Source organism: Stieleria mannarensis (assembly GCF_014154935.1).
Taxonomy (GTDB): domain Bacteria; phylum Planctomycetota; class Planctomycetia; order Pirellulales; family Pirellulaceae; genus Stieleria; species Stieleria mannarensis.
Map to the genome: position 1 here is coordinate 25,068 of NZ_JACEHH010000044.1, position 18,484 is coordinate 43,551.

11 protein-coding genes are annotated in these 18,484 nt (G+C 59.3%); 6 read left to right on the top strand and 5 right to left on the bottom strand.

Going from position 1 to position 18,484, the window contains the following annotated elements; genetic code table 11:
- Nucleotides 1-185: 185 nt before the first annotated feature.
- Nucleotides 186-1,664 carry a BNR-4 repeat-containing protein gene (locus tag H1B37_RS24695; RefSeq protein WP_182869948.1) on the bottom strand — a complete coding sequence of 493 codons (1,479 nt, stop codon included), beginning with the start codon at nucleotides 1,662-1,664 and terminating at the stop codon, nucleotides 186-188.
- A gap of 124 nt (nucleotides 1,665-1,788) precedes the next feature.
- Here H1B37_RS24695 and H1B37_RS24700 point away from each other — a divergent pair, with 124 nt between their 5' ends.
- Nucleotides 1,789-2,643 carry a hypothetical protein gene (locus tag H1B37_RS24700; RefSeq protein ID WP_286178140.1) on the top strand — a complete coding sequence of 285 codons (855 nt, stop codon included), beginning with the start codon at nucleotides 1,789-1,791 and terminating at the stop codon, nucleotides 2,641-2,643.
- 189 nt (nucleotides 2,644-2,832) lie between these two features.
- On the opposite strand, the gene H1B37_RS24705 is transcribed toward H1B37_RS24700, so the two are convergent.
- The 4 genes from H1B37_RS24705 to H1B37_RS24720 form a co-directional block, all read right to left on the bottom strand.
- Nucleotides 2,833-5,259, bottom strand: a complete 2,427-nt coding sequence (locus tag H1B37_RS24705; protein WP_182869949.1) for an arylsulfatase — start codon at nucleotides 5,257-5,259, stop codon at nucleotides 2,833-2,835.
- A 203-nt stretch (nucleotides 5,260-5,462) separates the two neighbouring features.
- Nucleotides 5,463-6,971, bottom strand: a complete 1,509-nt coding sequence (locus H1B37_RS24710) for a tripartite tricarboxylate transporter permease (protein ID WP_182869950.1) — start codon at nucleotides 6,969-6,971, stop codon at nucleotides 5,463-5,465.
- A 1-nt stretch (nucleotide 6,972) separates the two neighbouring features.
- Nucleotides 6,973-8,439 carry a tripartite tricarboxylate transporter substrate binding protein gene (locus tag H1B37_RS24715; RefSeq protein WP_182869951.1) on the bottom strand — a complete coding sequence of 489 codons (1,467 nt, stop codon included), beginning with the start codon at nucleotides 8,437-8,439 and terminating at the stop codon, nucleotides 6,973-6,975.
- Entirely contained in the window at nucleotides 8,436-9,590 is a 1,155-nt protein-coding gene (locus H1B37_RS24720; RefSeq protein WP_220498358.1) for a sialidase family protein, read from the bottom strand. The genes H1B37_RS24715 and H1B37_RS24720 overlap by 4 nt, the downstream gene beginning before the upstream one ends.
- Before the next feature lie 789 nt (nucleotides 9,591-10,379).
- Between H1B37_RS24720 and H1B37_RS24725 the strand changes: the two genes are divergently transcribed.
- From H1B37_RS24725 to H1B37_RS24745, 5 genes are all read left to right on the top strand, one after another.
- On the top strand, nucleotides 10,380-11,291 hold the full coding sequence (locus tag H1B37_RS24725; protein ID WP_182869952.1) for a hypothetical protein: 912 nt from the start codon (nucleotides 10,380-10,382) through the stop codon (nucleotides 11,289-11,291).
- Nucleotides 11,292-11,326: 35 nt separating this feature from the next.
- Entirely contained in the window at nucleotides 11,327-13,177 is a 1,851-nt protein-coding gene (locus tag H1B37_RS24730) for an alkaline phosphatase D family protein (RefSeq protein ID WP_286178142.1), read from the top strand.
- Between the two features lie 271 nt (nucleotides 13,178-13,448).
- Nucleotides 13,449-14,483 (top strand): hypothetical protein, encoded by a 1,035-nt coding sequence (locus tag H1B37_RS24735; protein ID WP_182869953.1) that lies wholly within the window; start codon nucleotides 13,449-13,451, stop codon nucleotides 14,481-14,483.
- Between the two features lie 154 nt (nucleotides 14,484-14,637).
- Nucleotides 14,638-16,968, top strand: coding sequence for a PSD1 and planctomycete cytochrome C domain-containing protein (locus H1B37_RS24740; RefSeq protein ID WP_182869954.1), 2,331 nt, complete (start codon nucleotides 14,638-14,640; stop codon nucleotides 16,966-16,968).
- Between the two features lie 10 nt (nucleotides 16,969-16,978).
- Entirely contained in the window at nucleotides 16,979-18,418 is a 1,440-nt protein-coding gene (locus H1B37_RS24745; RefSeq protein WP_182869955.1) for a DUF1501 domain-containing protein, read from the top strand.
- Nucleotides 18,419-18,484 lie beyond the last annotated feature (66 nt).

Consider the following 18,484-nt stretch of genomic DNA (forward strand, 5'->3'; position numbering starts at 1 on the left):
GAATTTGGTGGGTCGCAAAAATGCAATTCGCACGCATTGTGAACTCGAATCCCCATCGGCGACACCCGCGGCAGAACGACACGGGCTGGCGAAACGCCCCTCGGGCTCGCCGGTCTTCATCATTCTGCCCCGTATCATTCTGCCCTACTGCCGACCTCATTGGTTCGGTGACACGCGATCAACACTCACGGAGCGTTTTGGCCATTGCGAATCGCCAGCGGTGCCGCAGTCTCACCGTCCATTTGCGTCGGCAGTTGGAACACGTTCCCGTCGATGTCGGAGAAATACAGCTGTGAATCAGACGGTTGCCTTCCGTGCCCATCGGCCCAGATACCGACAAAGTCTCGGTGGGCGTTCAACGCTCGACGGACGTAGGTGTGATTCTTGGAACTGCCGGCGGTCATCTGACGCAGCTGTTTCCATGTCGCGCCTTGATCTCGGCTCTGCCACATCGCGATTTCACCGCCCGGGTTGTAGGGCTGTGGCCCGGTTTCGGTGGGGCCGATGATTCGCCAGTCGTCCGGGGCGTTCATCCACAATTCGCCGAAGTCATAATTGTTGTCCGAAGTCGTCACGGTGCCGTATTCCCATTGCTCCCCCGTCCATCGCGCGGTGGTCCAGGTGCGAGGATCGTTCTTCGGTCCGGACTGGTAGCCCTTGCTGGTGATGTACAGCAATACCGGTCGGTCGTGCTGGTCATAGCGCAGGTCTTTCAGGTACACGTTCAGGCCTTCGCTTTGATAATCGCGAATCAGCGCCGGATTGGCGGCAGTTGTCAGCGGCAATGAGAGCGGTTTCCCGTCGACCGTCTGCCATGAGTCACCGCCGTCGACCGATTCCACATAGTACAGATTGGTTCGCCAGTTTAGACCTTTCCCCTTGGGGTGAAAGTTGAAAAAGGATCCGATCTTGGATTTGCCGATCCCCGAAATCTGGTAGTGACCTTGCTCGATCGCGGCGATTCGCTGCCAGGCACTCCACTGGATGCCGTCATCACTGCTCATGAAGCAAATCGTTCGTTGTGCCGGATAGCCATACCGAGTGAAGAAGACTTGAAAACCGTTTTGCGGCGAGTGCCAAGCCTGTAGATAGGAAAAGTTGTCGATCGGCTTTCGCGAATCACCGTCCAATCGTGTGGCCGAGATCAGTTTGAACGAATCGATGTCGTAAGGGCGTTCGCTGCGATGAATGTAGGAAGGCCGGGCGCGTCCGTGCGAGGTGGAAAAAATCCAGATGTAGCCTTCATCGTCGACCGAGATCACGGGGTTGTCATGTGCATCATTTGTCTTCTTGTCCAGCAAAATGGTCGGCTTCGGCACAGTCTTCGTGTCATGGTCAAAGTACGACACCATGTGCAACAGCTTGCGACTATCGTCTTTGGTCGCACCGCCATAACAGAAGAATGTCTTGTTGACCTGGGGGCAGTAGATGGCAAACGGCCGGTGCTTGGCACAGTACGTTCCCAAACCGCCGCTGTACTTGTAGACATACTCATCACCCGACGGCTGGTTCATGTACCAGATCCCGCGATAACCGTCGGCCTTTTGGTTCAGCGTCACAACATCTTCGGCGACGCCACGATCACAGAGAAGTCCGCCGATCGCGATCGACGCCACGACAAGTGCCAGGGTTTCTAATGATTTGTGAACTGATTGCGGGATCATGATGACTCACTGCTTGAAGAATTAAGTGGCCGGGTCACAGACTGACACGGTTAATCGACTGACGTAAACTATAACAGCCAAAGAAACTCGACACACGTTCGACACCATCGTCAATGACAAATCCATGAACCACACTTCAACGCTTGGGATTCTGCTGCTTCTAATCGTGACCTTTTCAGCGAATGCCGACGAACCAGCCCACGGCGCATCCAAACCCACCAACGAGGCCATACCGCGGCAATCCGCCGATGGCGCTGCGATGTTCCACGTCCGCTGCGACGGGACGTACAAACATCATCTTCAAGGCATCTGCAACGACCAGACGTCGATCTACTGGTCGTTCACGACGACCCTGGTGAAGACGGACAGGGATGGAAACGTGCTGAAAAAAATCCCGGTCGTCAACCATCACGGCGACCTCTGCCTGCACGACGGCAAACTTTTCGTCGCTGTCAACCTGGGCAAATTCAACGATCCCCAGGGGAACGCCGACTCTTGGGTTTATGTCTACGACGCCGATACGCTGGAGGAACTTTCCCGACACCAGACCCAGGAGGTCTTTCACGGGGCCGGAGGCATCGGGGTTCGCGACGGCCATTTCTTTGTCGTCGGTGGACTGCCCAATGGCGTCGATGAAAACTACGTCTACGAATACGACGGCGAACTCAGGTTTCTTCGCAAGCACATCATCAAAAGCGGTCACACGCTGATGGGAATCCAGACCGCAACCTTCGCCCACGGTCGTTGGTGGTTCGGCTGCTACGGCAATCCCCCAACCCTGCTCGTCACCGACACCGACTTCACCATGCAGGGACGCTACCCGATCAACTGCTCACTCGGGATCGCGGGTTTGACCGACGGACGCCTGCTGGTTGGTAGCGGTCGATGCGACCAAGACCGTGGCTGCAACGGATCCGCAACGACCGCAGTTCCTGACGAGAAAGCGGGTTTCCGATTGCAGAGCGGGGCGGCGCGGTAATGATGCGGTGCCGCAGAAAAAAGGGCAGCTACAAATGGCGTAGGTGTTGGTGTCCAGGCTGTAGCCCAATACCGCTTACTTTCGATCACAATCTGAGCCGTCGGCGCTCGCCTCGGGCCTCACAAGTCTCGAAGGGCAATCCAAGGCCCGCGGCTAGCGGCGTCGGCTCAAAAAGTAAGTGGCATTGGGCTATTGGAGTTCGACAACCACCCGGTGAATCCGACCGCTGAACTTGGTTTCTTGCGGGCCGTATCCGATGGCTTTGGCAACCGGGGTTTGGTTGTCGATTCCCACATCGGCGGTTTCGTCTGCCGAAAACAAGTTGGGTTGCGTCTTTTCGATTCGGCCTTGAGCGACTTGCCGGCCGTCGACCGAAAGCGTCGCGGTGCCGCCTTTGCCGTAGCCCCCGCCGTCGTAGTCGAATTGCATCCGGACCGTAGCCTTGCCGGCCGGCAGAGCCGTGGGGCTTTCAACGACATACCGCTCCATCCCCAGCCAGTTGTATTCGTAGGCCGGTTTGCCTTCGCGCAGGTGCAGTGACCAGCCACCGAAACGGCCTCCCTGGACCAAGACCGCCCCCGAGGCTCCGCCGTCGGGAATCTCCAATTCAGCGGTGATCGTGCACGATCGATTCTTGACGTTGATGAAGGTGTTTTCCAGCATCCCCTCCATCCCTTCGTAAAGCGTCAGTGAAGTTCGGTCACCGAGGACATCGGGGCGGCCGGCGATCGCCGGATTGGCGCGTTCGATCGTGCGGTCGTCGATCGGCAAAACATGATGTTCGATTGCCTCGGTCATGAACAAGGCTTTCATTTCGGCCAGCTTCTCGGGGTGCTCGTCGGCCAAATCGACGGCCAGGCTGTAATCTTCGTCGACGTGGTACAGTTCCCAGACGTCGTTGGTCAGCGGAGGCAGATCGGTTGTCTTCCAGGGGGCGCGGTGAATCGTTCGGGCAAGCCACCCGTCACGATAGATCGCTCGGTTCCCGAACATTTCGAAATACTGTGTCGTGTGGCGGTCGGGGGCGTCGGCCGAATCGAACGTGTACAACAAACTTGTGCCTTCGATAGGAATTTGCGGTACTCCGTTGACCACGGTCGGTTCGGGCAGATCACAGGCCTCCAGGATGGTGGGCGCGACGTCGATCACATGTCCGAATTGGGTACGCATGCCGCCGCCCTGCTGAATCCCCTGCGGCCAGTGGACCACCATTCCGTTGCGGGTACCGCCGAAGTCCGACGCAACTTGCTTGGTCCATTTGAAGGGCGCGTCAAACGCGACCGCCCAGCCCGCCGCCATGTGCGGGAAAGTCTCTTTGCTGCCCCATTTGTCGATCAACGGCAGCAGATCCTTGACTTTCTCCGTGACGCCGTTGAAGTAGGTCATTTCGTTGTACATGCCGACCATTCCTCCTTCGGCACTCGTGCCATTGTCGCCCGCGATGTAGAACACCAGCGTGTTGTCCATCTCGCCGATCGATTCGATGGCTTCCACGAGACGGCCGATGTGGTGATCCGTGTGCGCGACGAAGCCACCGAACACTTCGGCCTGGCGGCGGAACAGTGTCTTGTGATCCTCCGGCAACGAGTCCCATGCCGCGATGTCCTCGGGACGAGGCGGAAGTTTCGTTTCCGCGGGAATCGTGCCGTTGTCTTTTTGGCGTTCGTACGTGGCCTGACGAACGGCATCCCAACCGTCGTCAAATTTGCCATGGAACTTCTTGATCCAATCCTTGGGGACATGGTGCGGGGCGTGGGTCGCGCCGGTGGCGAAGTACATGAAGAACGGCTTGTCCGGCGTCATCGATTGCTGAGCCTTGACCCAGTTGATGGCCTGGTTCGTCATGTCTTCGGTAAAGTGATAGCCGTCAACCTGTGGCGGGTTCACCTTCTTTACCCCGTCATAGATCAGCGGTGACCATTGGTCCGTCTCGCCACCGATAAAGCCATAGAACTTGTCGAATCCTTGGCGGGTCGGCCAGCGATCAAACGGACCTGAAACACTCGTTTCCCAGGGCGCTGTTTCGTGCCACTTGCCGAACGCCGCCGTGCTGAAACCATTCAAACGCATCATTTCCGCAAGCGGCGCGACACTGTTGGGGATCGCACCGGTGTTGCCCGGGAACGCTGTCGATGTCTCCATGATCGAACCCGCGTTGGCGGTGTGGTGGTTGCGTCCACATTTGAGCGCCACCCGCGTCGGCGAACACAGCGCGGTGGTGTGAAAATTGTTGTATCGCAACCCCGCCTGGGCCAGCCGATCTAGCGTCGGCGTCGGAATCGGACCGCCAAAGGTCGATGTGGCTCCGAAACCCAGGTCATCCACCAGGATGATCAACACATTCGGAGCCCCCTTGGGTGCCGTCACCTCGAATCGGGCCGGTGGTTTTGCGTCGCGCACGTCCAACTCGGTGTAGATCGGACGCTGCGGTTGTGGAATCGGAAGCGTGGTGCGATTGAAAGAATCGCCTTGGTCACCAGACGCCGATGCCTCCTGGCCGGACGCATGGGCACCGCAAACAGCGGCACTCAAAAGAGTGGTGCTCAAAATCAGTTTTCGCACAACCTCTGCCCCGAGGGTGCGAGGTTGTCGATTCAAGACGCAGATCCAGTTCATTTGGCGATTCCATTGCGAGAGCGTTTGTTCGGCCGACGCGAATCTTAATCCACACCGAACAAGATTGCACGAATGATGTGTGAAGCGATGAGGAGCATCGCGAAACGATCGAGCGATCGAACGCGGAACATCCAGCCGACGAAGACCATAACCTTCACCGAAACCTACGACATCATGCGCACATTTGAATACTCCCGAATCAATCAGGCAGTCGCACGTTGCTGTCCACGCAGGATTCTGACGATGATCAGCAATGTGGCGATCGCCAACACGACGGCGATGGGGCGATTGACCAACCCCAAGGGGTTCCCGCCGGATGCGGTCAACGCTTGAATCAATCGCTCCTCCAGGGGCCCGCCGAGCACCAACCCCAGCACCACCGGCCCCAATGGGAACCCGCGCCGATTCAAGAGAAACCCGATGCCTCCCATCACCAACATCACCGTGACGTCAAACAGGCTGCCATTGAGTGAATAGGCTCCGGTGACGCAAAACAACACGATCACCGGCAATAGAATCTGCTTGGGGATCCGCACCAGAGAAAGCCCCAGGCGAATGGCGAGCAATCCGACCGGCAACATCACCAGATTGGCAACCAGGAAGACCAGGTAGATGCTATAGACCAACGATGGTTGATTCTCAAAAATTGCCGGCCCCGGTGTCACGTTTTTCATCAACAACACGCCGATCACGATTGCCGTGATGGAATCACCGGGAATGCCGAACACCAACGTGGGAATCCAGCCCCCGGCCAACGCGGCGCTGTTGGCAGTCGTCGCGTCGCCGATCGCATCAACCAGCTCCCGGTCCGCGTCGCGATCGCCACCACGTCTGGCCGCGGCGAATGTGACCCACGAGGCGATGTCCGCGCCGGCGCCGGGCAACATGCCGATCAACACGCCCATCAAGCTCGATCGAACCGTGTCGGCGGGACGTTTGACAAACCGCGACACCATGGCCGCTTTTGAAAACCGAAGCATCGCACCGAAAGCCCCGATCGGCCCGGCGGAGGGCACGCTGTCCTCGCCTCGTCTGACCGACGCCAAGTTCGCAAACACCTCCGACAACCCGAACAGCCCGATCATCGCCGGAATGAACGAGATCCCTTGATACAGATCCACGGTGTGGAACGTGAATCGCGGCTGAAGATGCACCGCACTCAGCCCGACCGTCGATAGCAGCATCCCCAGAATCAGACTCAACAACGCCTTCCACCGCGTCCCGGCCGGCGCCACCATCACACAGCAGCTGAGTCCGATCAGATACAGCCAAAAGTACTCGGTCACGGAAAACCAACTCGCGATCGCCGCGAATTGGCTGCCCAGCACCATCAACAGAACGGCCCCAATCACGCCGCCGACGACGCTGCTGACCAACGAAACCGAGAGGACCTGTTGGGCAAGCCCCTTTTCGGTCAGCCGATAGGCTTGATCGGCGTAGGCGGCCGACGCCGGTGTCCCCGGAATCCGTAACAGCACCGTCGGGATGTCACCGGCGAAAATCGCGCAGGCGACCATCGTCACGATCGCGCCGATCGCCGCCACCGGATCCAACCAATAGGCCACCGGGACGAACAACGCCACGGCCATCGTTGCCGTCAAACCGGGGATCGCCCCCACGAAAACGCCATAGCAGGCCGCGGCGACAATGATCAACCAAAGGTCAACGCGGCCGAAAACTTCGCCGGCCGCTTGCAACAGTGCGGGATTCATGTCACCAACCCAACCAGCCCCAGGGCAGGGGAACGCCCAGCACGCCCGCAAACCCTTGATACAAACTGGGAACAATCACCACCGTCGCGGTCACCGCGATCGGCAATCGGACTCGCAACATCAACAGCATCGCAAGCGTCATCATGCCCGCGCTGATCACGTATCCCAGCGTTTCGCAAGTCAGTATGAACAACACGATGACTGCGGCAAAACCGAACAACGGCAATGTCGCCACGCTCGCCAGAGCGTGGAAAGCGTCCGGGAACCACCTTCTGGCGAAGGTAGCTACGTTCGCGCGACGACCCTCGATATCTTTAGAACGAAGTCGTGATTTCCAGAAAACTCTGTCCGTCGGTTCCGCCGCCAAATCACTGGCCCGCGCCCGCCTGGAAACGCCCCAGCCGAACGCGGCGATCGCCAGTCCGAACAGGGCAAGGATTGATGGAAGAAAATAGGGGCCGATCGCTGACGAAGGCGCCTGCGTCATTTCCGGTTGATTCAAGATTCTGCCAAAGTCCGCATCGGTTTGGGAAAGAAAGTCTGCAAACTGCTCCCCGTCGGCCACCGCGACCTGGAACCCGGACGCCTCCATGAACTCGGCGAACTCGTCGCTGCCCGCGACCCGCAAGATCGCCTGCCGCATCCGGGTGACGTGTTCCGCCGGGACGCCTTGGGGAAACAGCAATCCACGCCAAGCCCCGATCGACCAATCAATGCCCTGCTCGGCAAAGGTCGCGACGTCAGGTGCCGCCGGACTACGCTGGTTGCTCATCACGCCCAGGCATCGGATCTTTCCGGCATCGACCAGCGCGCGTGCTTCGGGGATCGAACAGCAGACGATCTCCAATCCGTCGGCCATCAATTCCTGCAGCGACGGCGCCGCTCCGTTGATCGAAACCCAAGTCACCGTGTCGCTGGGTAATCCGCTGCGGTCCAGCCACCCCAACAACGCCAAGTGCCAAATTCCTCCCGCGGCCGTTCCCGAGGCTCGCAACGGGTCGGGCGATTCACGCAGTTGACCTTCAAGATCCTCAATCGATTGCCACGGGGAATCTGCCGACACGAAGATCGCGGCGGCATCTTGATTGATCCTCGCCAACGGCTCAAAGCTGTCCGGCGTGATCGGACACAGGCTGCGCCAATGCAACATGTTCAACTCGACCGTCGCCATCGTCAGCGTGTATCCGTCGGCGGTTGCGGTGGCGCCGCGCGTATGCCCGGTCACGCCCCCACCGCCCGTCGCATTGACGACGTTCACCGGCACGCCGAGTTCACTTTCAAGCTGCACCGCGAATTGCCGCGACACCCGATCGGTGCCTCCACCGGCCGACCACGGACAGATCAACGTGACCGGTCGCTGCGGCCACTGCTCGCGACGGTTGCATCCGAAGGCCGCCAGGCAGACGGTTGCCAGGCAGACGGTCGCACGGCAGGCGGCCAGCCAAGAGATTGGAACCGAAGCTCTCATTCGGCTCCCAGCGGGCCCGAGGCGTCGCTGACGATCTGCCGCAGCTTTCCAACGTCGCTGACGATCTTTTCCGCCACGACGTCCTCTTCGCGAAACGTCGCCATCAGAATCTGGCGTTCGCCGGTACGGCTGAAATCATAGATGATCCGGATCGTCCCATCGGTGGTCTGTTGGCCATCGGGATACGAGACTTGGTTGCGTTCGTCCAGCAACAGCCCGCCGCTCCAACTGCGCCCCTCATCATCGGAGACGAACGCGGTCAGGTGCGAGCGGCCGATCTTCTGGTCGACCGGGCCGTGTTTGACCAACAGCAGTTTGCCGGAATTCAATCGACGGATGAAGAACCTGGCACTGGTGTGGGCGATGTCCGATGGGGTCAATTCCGGCCACGTGCGTCCTTGGTCGGTCGAAATACTTTCGCCGATTCCGTAACGCGTGCGGGCCAACATCCACAGCGTCCCGTCGCGTCGCTCGATCAACATGTGTTCGTCAAACGCACGGTCTTTTTCCGGAACATTGCAACCGCCCCGCAGCTCCCACGTCGCCCCTTCATCCTCGGAAACGATCACGCGGGCGCTGTGGTCGGTCTTTCGCCACGTCGATGCCGGTAACATCCACTCACCAGAAGACGTCACCAGCGGCTTGCACATCATGATCCCGTCGGTGATGCGTTCGGGCGGCTCGTACTGCGGACGTGCATCATCGGGATTGGTAATCGCCAGAAACCACACGCCGGCGACCGTTCCCTCGTGCCCGATCGCCTGAGCCCATGCCAGACGCAGCTTGCCGTCCGGGGCCATCCACAGTTCCGGATCATAGGCTCGAACCGGTCCGCCTTCGTCAGGATCGACGACCAGCACTTCGGTCCACGTCTTCCCATCGTCGCCGCTGGTGCTCAGCACGACATAATTGTTTTTGTCTTCACCAGGTGTGACGCCGGCGTACCAGGTTGCCCACAATCGGCCATCGGGAGCCACCGCCAGACTGGGAATCCCTTGAAACGCCCGGTTGCTGGAAGCATGAATCGGATTGCCCGGTTGCACCACCGCGGGAGGTTTCAAAAACAGATCGCCATCCGCGGCAAGCACCGTGATCGTCGGCAGGGTCGTCAGCAAACTCATCGCGGCAACGCGAATCAGACGGCAAAGCATGAGGTGTCCCGTAGAAAATCAATGAAGTCGTACTCACCAGTGCCACATCACTGGCACTTTTTACAGACGCAACAGTCTAACCCGATCCGAAAGCCGCCGCACACATGCCATCGGCCCGAGTTGTTGAACGCTTTAGTCCGCTGGCGACGACATCAACCGGCAGTGCTCCGGGTGATTGGTCAAAAAATTTGCTGGTCAAAAAATCGAACCGTGCAGGAATTCGAGTTCTAGCAAACGCGGCACCATCCTCTGCCCTCCATCCTCTGCCCTCCATCCTCTGCCCTCCATCCTCTGCCCTCCATCCTCTGCCCTCATCTTTTGCCCTGCATTTTTTGACCACCCCATTTTTTGACCACCCCATTTTTTGACCACCCCATTTTTTGACCACCCCATTTTTTGACCACCCCATTTTTTGACCACCCCATTTTTTGACCTCCCCATCTCTCGGCCTTCCCATCTCTCGGCCTCCCCATCTCTCGGCCTCCGCTTCATCCCTGCTGCGAATCGCCGCGGTGACGTTACCGCGGCGTCCCCGCGATCAATCGAAATCGACGCTTCGCAGCGCAAGCGGTAGAGGCGTGCCGGCGGAAACTTGGGCATCGGCAACAATCAGCTACAATGTCGCGTTGTATTTTGAGGGGGGGCAGCGTTTGCAACCGCGATGGCAGGCCCCGCGACGACGTCCGGATTCCGGCAGCGACGCCTGCCAAGCGATCTGAGCAATGGCTAGAGTGCTCTGGGAGTGAAACACGACTCAACGACCGAAACGATCTTCATCTGCATCCCACCATGAGCCCCGAAAAGACTGAAAATCGTCCGCCCCATCAACCCACCGGCTCAGTCACCGACGGAATCTTGGTTTCGGTCTTGCGGTTGTCAGCCTTTTTGTGCTTGGCCGGTTGGGCCTGGGTGCACCTCTACTGGGAAGGCCCCTACGGCGTTCTGCTGTGGCAGGATTCCACTTACGATTTCGCCCAGTGGCTGGGGATCAGCTGGGAAGAATTCGTCGGCAACGGGGTCGACGAAGGTTGGGTGCAACGCTGGATATCTCGCATCGGTTGGATCTATGTGGCCTGCGCGATCCTGAGTCTGACGGCCCGAAAAACATCCGACCTGCAGATGCTGGTGCTGCTGACCGGCACCGGGATGCTGGCCGTGTTGAGTTATGCCAAGTACGTCGCTGCCCAGCGTCAGTTGCCGATGCTGGTGGAACATGGCGGACAGGTGCTCGCCCCCGCGCTGTTGGCACTGGCGTTGGCACTGGGAGGGCGACATCGCGTCACCGTGGGGGTGGCCATGGTCGCCGTGGTCACGACCTTTGCCGGACACGGGGCCTATGCCTTGGGTTGGTGGCCCACCCCAGGCAATTTCTACGCGATGATTTCCCTGTCCTTGGGACTAGACTACGATTCGGCGACGACCATGCTACGAATCGCTGGATTCCTGGACCTGGCCGTCGGCGTGCTGCTGTTCATCCCCCCGTTACGCCGGTTTGCCGCCGGGTACGCCGTCCTCTGGGGACTGCTGACTTCGTTGGCCCGTCCCGTTGCCGGCATGTCGACCGGTCTGATCTACTGGGGAGCGGACCAGTACCTCCACGAGTCGATTTTGCGGGCGCCCCATTTTCTGATCCCGCTGTACCTGTTCCTGCTCTGGCGCCGCCCGCGTCCGGCTGATGCTACACTTGAGCCCCCTTCCTGAATTCGCCCGAATCTCCTGAAATCACCATGCACTCCATGCTTCGAACCGTTTCGTGCGGTTGCCTGCTGCTGACGGCTTTCCATTTCACCGCTGCCCCGTTCGCCGCCGCCCAGACGGGCCGATCACGTCCGCGAGGCCGTGCCGACCTGAGCATTCCCACGGTCGAGAAAAAGGACCTGATCTGCTTTGCCCTGTACACCGTCAGCGACCAGACGCTCAAACTGACCGCCCAACTGTACCCGCTCTCGGACGAGGATACGAAAACGGTCCGATTGGAAATTGAAAAGGATGGCAAGTGGATCGAGGCGGCGCGAACGGCCGCGATCGAACCCGGCTGGACGGCGACCTTCCGGATCGAAAACTGGGACGATACAAAATCGCATCGCTATCGCGTCGCGCACGGCGCCGAAGCATTCTATGAGGGCATGATCCGCAAGAACCCGGTGGACAAAGACGAAATCGTCGTCGCGGCATTCACCGGCAATTCGATCCACCCCGTCCACGGCGGCGATATCTCGCGTCAGGACTTGATCGACAACGTCAAACGAGCCGACGCCGACCTGCTGTTCTTCTCCGGCGACCAAGTCTACGATCACAATCGCCATTACGCCGCGTGGTTGAAATTCGGCCGCGACTTTGGCGACATCATCCGCAACCGCCCGACGGTCTGTTTGCCGGACGATCACGACGTCGGCCAGCCGAACCTTTGGGGCGAAAGCGGCAAGATCTCCACGCTCAGCGGCGCCGCCGACGGCGGCTATGCGAAACCGGCTGTCTACGTCAAAGAAGTCGAGCGTGCCCAGACCAGCAACCTGCCCGACCCGGTCGATCCCCACAAGATCGGCCAGGGAATCGGTGTCTACTTTACGAACCTGAACTGGGGAAACGTCGACTTCGCAATCCTGGAAGACCGCAAGTTCAAAACCGGCCCCGCCGGGCGTGTCCCCAAGCAAGGCCCGCGTCCGGACCACATTCGCAACCCCGATTACGACCCGGCCAGCGTGGACGTCGACGGTGCGGTGCTGTTGGGAGACCGACAACTGAAATTCCTTCGCACTTGGGCGCAAGATTGGCGGCAAGCGGAGTTAAAGGTCGCCCTGTCGCAAACCATCTTCTGCGGCGGTGCCCACATCCACGGTTCCGCCAACGGGCGGTTGCACGCCGACATGGACTCCAACGGCTGGCCGCAATCCGGACGCAATCGAGCACTCGACGCGCTGCGCAAAGGTTTCGCATTCCACTTGGCCGGCGACCAGCACTTGGCCACGATCTTCCACCACGGGATCGACGAACATCGCGACGCCGTTTGGTCGTTCTGCGTTCCATCGATCGCGAACCTTTACCTGCGTTGGTGGGAGCCGCTGGAACCGGGAAAGAACCGTGAGCCCGGGGCACCGGAGTACACCGGAGATCACCTGGACGGGTTTGCCAACAAGGTGACCAATTTCGCAGCGGCCAACCCCGAAAAGAAACCGGCCGGGAATTTGTTGAATACCCGCGCCGCCGGATTCGGCATCGTTCGGTTCAATACCAAGGACCGCACGATCACGATGGAATGCTGGCCGCGGAACGTGGACATCACCGACGCCGACGCCCGGCAGTACCCCGGCTGGCCACGAACAATTTCCCAGTTCGACAACTACAACCCGCCGTCCTGGGGCAAGCTCGGTGAACTGACGTTCAATGTCGCTGATCCAGTCATTCAAGTCATCGAGGCAGGCAATGGCGACGTGCTGTACACCGTGCGTGCAAAGGGTACATCGTTCACCCCGATGGCACCAAACGGCAAGGCGTTCATCGTCAAGGCCGGCAAGGATGCTCCAACAACGGTTGTCAGCGAAAACGCGAAAGTCGGCGGCGATGCGATCAACGTGTCACTGAAATAGCGACGCAAGCCCCGAGCGTGGCTTCGTGCGATCAGAGCAGACGAATGATCACCGCCGGTACCCGCGTTCATTGCCGCAGACAACGCGGAAATGCAGACAACGCGGAAATGCAGACAACGCGGAAATTCTGACTCGCTTGCTCGTACCTTCGGCCACAAGCGTTGCGGTGAGGTGTAGACTGGACTGAAGCCTGGCGATTTCTTTTGACGCGGTTGAACAATTGATGAGCACCAGGTATCGCCATTTCACTCGACTGCTCGCGGATAATTGAATGCCCCTTCTCTCTCCCCGTGATACCGGATTCGCGCTTTCGGTCGCCCGCAATAAATGGCATTTCAAGAGCCGCCGACTTTGCAAGCTGTTGCGAGTGTTGGTCGAGACCCAGAACACACCGAGTGCCCGCAACCTCGCACGGCTGCAAAAACGGATCGACCGTTGGCGTGACAAAAATCCCAAAGAAGTCGCAGCTCGGGGGACGCGTCTCGCTGAACTCGAAGGCGAGGTAGCCGCGGCGCTTGCGGCTCTGAACGCCCCAGACTTAGACGTGCCCGAGCCGCCCGATCCGATCGATTTCGGTGGCGACGACATACCGGTGCTGACGGACGCCGAACTCAAGCGTCGTTTTCCATCACTGCAGCAAATCCAGATCACCGACCTGCCTAGTGGTGTGCCCGGACAATACACCTTCACCCCGGAAAACATTCACTCCGAAGGCGACCGGAACAAGGCGCTCGCTCGGCTCGGTCCGACCAAAAACCCCCAGGACGATCTCCTCTACTGGCTGATCCTCGGCAAATTGGTCACGACTCCCAAGCTGGGCAGTTACTACGGCCGCTGCTTCAGCTGTGCCGCCGCCGTGATCAAATGCTTGGTCTCAGACGAAGATTTCGACGACCTCGTGATTGAGCACGTGGGCTCGATCGCCTATGACCACCACCTGATCATCTTGGGGCGAGAAAACGCCGACGGCAGCACCGCCTGGGGCCTTGAGCGACAGGACCATTGGGGCGACGCCTTGGTGATCGATGTTTGGCAGGGCAACCATTCGGGCACGTTTCAGTATCTCTACGAACCACGCGAATATGATTACACGAACGGTCAAAAACTGCGTTGGTTCTGCTCCTACGATCCTGCAAAGCGAGCCGAGCACCGCATCTACTTGGCCGGATTGCGCGAATTGCGTGCAAGCCCGTTGAACGCTCGGGTGATGGGACAGGCCCTGGCGCATAAGGGCGACACGAGTGTTGGCGAAGCGGGCGCCTGGGTGAAAGATCCTTTGACAGGAAAGTGGGGCCCCCCGACCTGACCTTGGGGGCAGTCCTGACGACCGAGATTTGCGACGGCAAACAGGAGGGTGTTACAATTGGCACTTCCGTGCCTGCGAGCGACTTCCTTCCCCCACACTCTCTCGACGCCCACGCATGAAGGTCTTTCCAGCCACATTCCCCTGCGATCGCGGCATGTTGGTTTTAGCGATTTGCCTCGGATCGGTCGCGAGCTTGTTCCCGCTACTGCGAACCCAAGCCGCTGCCGAGGAAACGGCTCCCGAGACAAAAGCACCGGACAAGAGTACAGCGTCCGTTGACTTTCGTCGCGATATCCAACCGATCTTGCGCGAACATTGTTTCCAGTGTCATGCCGGGACGACCGAAGAAGGTGGCCTGAACCTGGGGATCAAAGCCCAAACGATGCAGGGCGGGGACAGCGGTGCGGCGATCGTTGCAGGAAAAGGCGAAGAAAGCTTGCTCGTCCAACTGGTCTCCGGCGCCGACGAAAGTCGCGTGATGCCGCCGGAAGGGAATCAACCGCTCAACGAAAAACAGATCCGACGCCTGCGAACCTGGATCGATCAAGGCGCCCCATGGCCCAATGACGCGGATGTGGTGGATCCCAAACGGGATCGTGCCAAGACGCACTGGGCATTTCAACGTCTTCACAAGCCAACGGTACCTTCACGACCATGCCATGATGATTGGTCGAAGGGACCGATCGACCGCTTTGTCCTTCAGCGGTTAAGCGACGCCGGACTTCACCCCGCAGAGCCTGCCGATGCGCGATCGTTGGTACGACGTTTGTACTATGACGTGATCGGGTTGCCGCCCACCGGGGCGCAAGTCACGCAATTCATCCGCGATCATGCCGAAGCCCCCGACTCGGCAGTCCAGATGCTTGTCGACCAATTGCTCGATTCTCCCCGCTACGGTGAGCGTTGGGGCAGACATTGGCTGGACGTGGCGCGGTATGCCGACAGCGACGGACAGGAAGCCGACCGTGATCGACCGCACGCGTACACCTACCGTGATTTTGTGATCGATGCGTTCAACGACAACATGCCCTACGACCAATTCGTGCGTTGGCAAATTGCCGGCGACGAATTCCAGCCGGACAACGACGCGGCGATTTCGGCCACGGGATTTCTAACCGCCGGTCCGGCGTTCAAGTTGCCCGAATCGTTTCTCGAAAGCGAACGCCTGATGAATCGCTACAACGAGCTGGACGACGTGATCTCGACGCTCGGGTCGGGGTTGTTGGGAATCACCGTCGCCTGTGCCCGCTGTCACGATCACAAATACGATGCGTTTTCGGCGAAAGAGTACTACCAGCTGCTGGGAGTCTTTCACAGCGGTGATCGCGTGTCGGAGAAATTGCCCAGTGGGAAAGAGGCGTTCTTCTTTCGCGACTTTGACAACGACCGCCGCACGACTTGGTTATTTCGCCGCAGCGATTTCTACGATCGCGAAATCGAAGTCGACATCGGATTCCCCGCGATGCTGTCCTCCGGGGTCGGCGCAGGCGACTATTGGCGGCAAGCCAAGGAAGACTATGGCAAGATCGGTCAAGCGAAAAGCACGCTGCAGCGTCGTGCCTTGGCCGAGTGGATCACCGACACCGACCAGGGCGGCGGGGCACTGTTGGCCCGAGTCATCGTCAACCGAGTTTGGCACCATCACTTCGGCAAAGGCATCGTGGCCACGACAAGCGACTTCGGCGTTCGCGGCGATTCCCCGACGCACCCGATGCTACTGGAGGACCTGGCCTATGAATTCGTCCAGGACGGCTGGAATCTCAAGTCGCTTCATCGAAAGATCCTGACCAGCGCGGTTTGGCAACAAGCCGGCACGCCAGCGGCCGTCGACGACCGGGGACCGCAGATCGACCCGGCCAACGATCTGCTTTGGCGAATGACACCGCAACGATTGGAAGTCGAAGTCATGCGGGACGCGATGCTGGCGGTCAGCGAAACGCTAAACCTTGAAGCGGGCGGACCGGGATTCAAGCCGTACATCGCTCCCGAAGCCAACCTCGCCCGCAACATCCAGGGCGAGCGTTATCCCAAAGACGCCAAGGACGACGCGACCACTCGGCGGCGCAGCGTTTACATGTTCCACAAACGGCTGATCCCCTATCCGATGTTCCAGGCGTTCGACCGCCCGGACCTGATGACCAGCTGTGCGCAACGACAAAACACGACCGTGGCCCCACAAGCCATGGTGATCCTGAACGATCGCTTTGTCCGCTCCGTCGCTCGGGATTTCGCAATTCGTCTCGCTCAAGATCAAACCGAAACGCCAACCTCCAAAGACCTCGATCTGCAACCGATCATCGAACAGGCCTATGAAGCTTCGTTCGCGCGGTTGCCGACAAACAGCGAACTCAAAACCTCGATCCGGTTCATTCAATCCCAAACCCGATCACGAACCGAGCGAGGCGAACCGAATCCACACCTTGCAGCACTGACCGACTATTGCCAGTCGTTGTTCGGGCTGAACGAATTCATCTACGTCGATTGAAAATGCAAAGATGAGCAAGAAGACTCCGTTGTATCCCTGCGGTCGTGTTGCCAACCTGCTCAGTCGCCGTGAATGGCTCTGCCGGGCCGGCGGCGGGGCCGGGATGATCGGCCTTGCGGGCCTGCTGGCTGAACAAAACCTGCTCTCCGCACCTCCGCCGGGAACTCCAACCGATCCGGTCACTTCGCTGGTTCCGCGCCAAGGCCACTTTCCCGCCAAAGCTAAATCGGTCATCTGGCTGTTCATGGAAGGCGCCCCCAGTGCAGTCGACATGTTCGACCGCAAACCCGAACTCGACAAACGCGACGGCGACACCACCGACATCCAGGCGTTCTTTGGCAACCCCGGGCCGCTGATGAAGTCGCCGTTTTCCTTCAAACAATACGGCGATTGCGGACAGTGGGTTTGCGACAAGTATTCCAACGTCGCCAAGCATGTCGACAAGATGGCGTTCCTCAAATCGTGCTACAGCGAATCGAACGACCACGTGCCGGCGATCTATCAAATCAACAGTGGACTGCCCCGCCCCGGATTTCCCACCGCCGGGGCCTGGGTCACGTATGGACTGGGCAGCGAAAACCAGAGTTTGCCGGGATACGTGGTGATGGGCAACACCAAGGGCGCCAAAGGCGGTCCGCACAACTGGGGCTCTGGGTTCCTGCCTTCGACCTTCCAGGGAACCCTGTTCCGGTCCCAGGGCACGCCCGTTTTGAACCTGAAACGTCAACCCCAGGTCACTCAGCAAGACCAACGGGCGCAACTGGACTTGATGGCCGAATTGAACGACCAACATCTGCGTCGTCACCCCCGTGACGCAGAGTTCGCCAACCGCATGCAGTCCTTTGAATTGGCGTTTCGAATGCAGAAGGAAGCCACCGAAGTTGTCGACCTGTCACGAGAAACAAAGGCGACGCACGAGCTGTACGGCATCAACAACCCGAGATCCCAATCATTCGGATCCAAATGCTTGATGGCCCGGCGGCTGGTCGAAAACGGTGTCCGCTTCGTCCAGGTCTACAGCGATGGCGAGTGGGACGCACATGATAATCTGGAAGAAAACCACACGCACCATTGTGCCGCCACGGACGCCCCGGTCGCCGGGTTGCTCGCCGATCTGGAAGCTCGCGGCTTGCTCGATTCCACGCTGGTCATTTGGGGCGCCGAATTCGGACGCATGCCGATCTCGCAAAACGGAAAGGGACGCGATCACAACCCGAAAGGGTTCCTGCAATGGATGGCCGGGGCGGGCATCAAGGGAGGCGTCAGCTACGGCGAAACGGACGAAATCGGTTACGAAGCCGTGGAAAACCGAGTCAGCGTGAACGATTTTCACGCCACCATCCTGCACCTCCTCGGCCTCGACCACGAACGACTGACCTACCTTCATAACGGCCGCAGCTACCGTCTGACCGATGTCGCCGGAAACGTGATCCAAGAAATCCTTTCCTAGCCTTTGTCCCTAAACCCGGCACGTGGCGAATGTGGTAGCGGAATTCGCCAAGAATTTCGGCTTTTC

Excerpts from the sequence above, each read along its gene's own strand:
- H1B37_RS24715 (WP_182869951.1), bottom strand. The coding sequence starts at position 8,439 with ATGAGAGCTTCGGTTCCAATCTCTTGGCTGGCCGCCTGCCGTGCGACC.
- H1B37_RS24735 (WP_182869953.1), top strand. The coding sequence starts at position 13,449 with ATGCCCCTTCTCTCTCCCCGTGATACCGGATTCGCGCTTTCGGTCGCC.
- H1B37_RS24720 (WP_220498358.1), bottom strand. The coding sequence starts at position 9,590 with ATGCTTTGCCGTCTGATTCGCGTTGCCGCGATGAGTTTGCTGACGACC.
- H1B37_RS24740 (WP_182869954.1), top strand. The coding sequence starts at position 14,638 with ATGTTGGTTTTAGCGATTTGCCTCGGATCGGTCGCGAGCTTGTTCCCG.
- H1B37_RS24710 (WP_182869950.1), bottom strand. The coding sequence starts at position 6,971 with ATGAATCCCGCACTGTTGCAAGCGGCCGGCGAAGTTTTCGGCCGCGTT.
- H1B37_RS24695 (WP_182869948.1), bottom strand. The coding sequence starts at position 1,664 with ATGATCCCGCAATCAGTTCACAAATCATTAGAAACCCTGGCACTTGTC.
- H1B37_RS24705 (WP_182869949.1), bottom strand. The coding sequence starts at position 5,259 with ATGAACTGGATCTGCGTCTTGAATCGACAACCTCGCACCCTCGGGGCA.
- H1B37_RS24730 (WP_286178142.1), top strand. The coding sequence starts at position 11,327 with ATGCTTCGAACCGTTTCGTGCGGTTGCCTGCTGCTGACGGCTTTCCAT.
- H1B37_RS24725 (WP_182869952.1), top strand. The coding sequence starts at position 10,380 with ATGAGCCCCGAAAAGACTGAAAATCGTCCGCCCCATCAACCCACCGGC.
- H1B37_RS24700 (WP_286178140.1), top strand. The coding sequence starts at position 1,789 with ATGAACCACACTTCAACGCTTGGGATTCTGCTGCTTCTAATCGTGACC.
- H1B37_RS24745 (WP_182869955.1), top strand. The coding sequence starts at position 16,979 with ATGAGCAAGAAGACTCCGTTGTATCCCTGCGGTCGTGTTGCCAACCTG.